Source organism: Streptomyces sp. NRRL S-37 (assembly GCF_000721605.1).
Taxonomy (GTDB): Bacteria; Actinomycetota; Actinomycetes; order Streptomycetales; family Streptomycetaceae; genus Streptomyces.
On the sequence record NZ_JOIZ01000073.1, the window covers coordinates 1 to 1,433 of the forward strand.

Here is a 1,433-nt window from a genome sequence, read left to right on the forward strand (position 1 = left end):
GTGGCGGGCGCCGGGATCCGTGGCGTGGACCTCGGGTTCTCGCTGGCGACGCAGCGGTCCGTGTTCGAGCACCGGGCCGTGGTGCTGGCGCAGGACAAGTCGGCCGCTCTGGAGGCGTTCGCGGCGGGCCTTCCGGACGCGGGTGTCGTGGAGGGCCTGGCTGATGGAGGCCGTACGGCGTTCCTGTTCTCGGGTCAGGGGTCGCAGCGCCTCGGTATGGGACGTGAACTGCACGCCCGTTTCCCGGTGTTCGCGGAAGCGTTCGACGCGGTGTGCGCGGGCCTGGACGAGCACCTGGACCGCCCGCTGCGTGACGTGGTCTGGGGTGATGACGTCGAGGCGCTGAACGCGACCGCGTATGCCCAGGCCGGGCTGTTCGCCCTGGAAGTGGCGCTGTACCGTCTGCTCGACGCCTGGGGCGTGCGCCCCCGGTCGCCGAGAACCTCTCCTACGCCGACCCGTTGCTGCCCGTCGTCTCCAACGTGACCGGCCGCATCGCCGCGTCCGGTGAACTCACCACGCCCGTCTACTGGGTGACCCATGTCCGTGAGGCTGTGCGTTTCGCGGACGGTGTCCGTGCGCTGGTCGGTGAGGGTGTCACGCGGTTCGTGGAGCTGGGCCCGGACGGTGTGCTCAGTGGCATGGCGCGTGAGAGCGCCGGCGACGAGGCACACCTGATCCCGCTGCTGCGCAAGGACCGCGACGAGGAGTCGGCGGCATTGGCCGGGCTCGCCCGGCTGCACGTGGCCGGGGCCCGGGTGGACTGGGCCGCGTACTTCGCCGGCACCGGCGCACGCACCGTCGACCTGCCGACCTACGCCTTCCAGCGGCAGCGCTACTGGCCGGAGAGCAGCACGACCACCGCAGCGGCCGACGCCCGCGCCGCCGGTCTGGACGCGTCCGATCACCCGTTGCTGGGTGCGGTGGTGGCGCTGCCGGACTCCGGTGGTGTCGTACTGACGGGCAGGTTGTCGGTGGAGGCGCAGCCGTGGCTGGCCGATCACGTGGTCCTGGGCCGCACCCTGCTGCCCGGCACGGGATTGGTGGAACTCGCCTTGACGGCGGGAGAGGCCGTGGGCTGCGCCACCCTGGAGGAACTGACGTTGGCCGCACCGCTGGTGCTGCCCGAGCAGGGCGCTGTTCAGGTCCGTGTCGTGGTGGGGCCGAAGGACGCCGCCCACCGCACGCTCGCCGTCTACTCCCGTCCGGAAGGCGCCGAGGACGCCCCGTGGACCACCCATGCTTCCGGGTTCCTGGTGGAGGGTGTGGTGCCGGCGGAGTTCGAGTTGGCGCAGTGGCCTCCGGTGGGTGCGGAGGTGGTGCCGGTGGAGGGTGCGTACGAGGTCTTCCGTGAGCGTGGTTATGGCTACGGTCCGGTGTTCCGGGGGCTGCGTGCGGCGTGGCGTCGGGGTGAGGAGCTGTTCGCGGAGGTC

General features: G+C 71.8%; 2 protein-coding genes. Both read left to right on the forward strand.

Features of this window, described 5'->3' with window-relative positions:
- Positions 1-486 (forward strand): acyltransferase domain-containing protein (locus IH50_RS43385; protein ID WP_324617171.1); only part of this gene is annotated, 486 nt, incomplete at its 5' end.
- Positions 462-1,433: polyketide synthase dehydratase domain-containing protein (locus tag IH50_RS38325; RefSeq protein WP_324617172.1), on the forward strand; the 972-nt coding region annotated here is incomplete at its 3' end. The genes IH50_RS43385 and IH50_RS38325, both read left to right, overlap by 25 nt.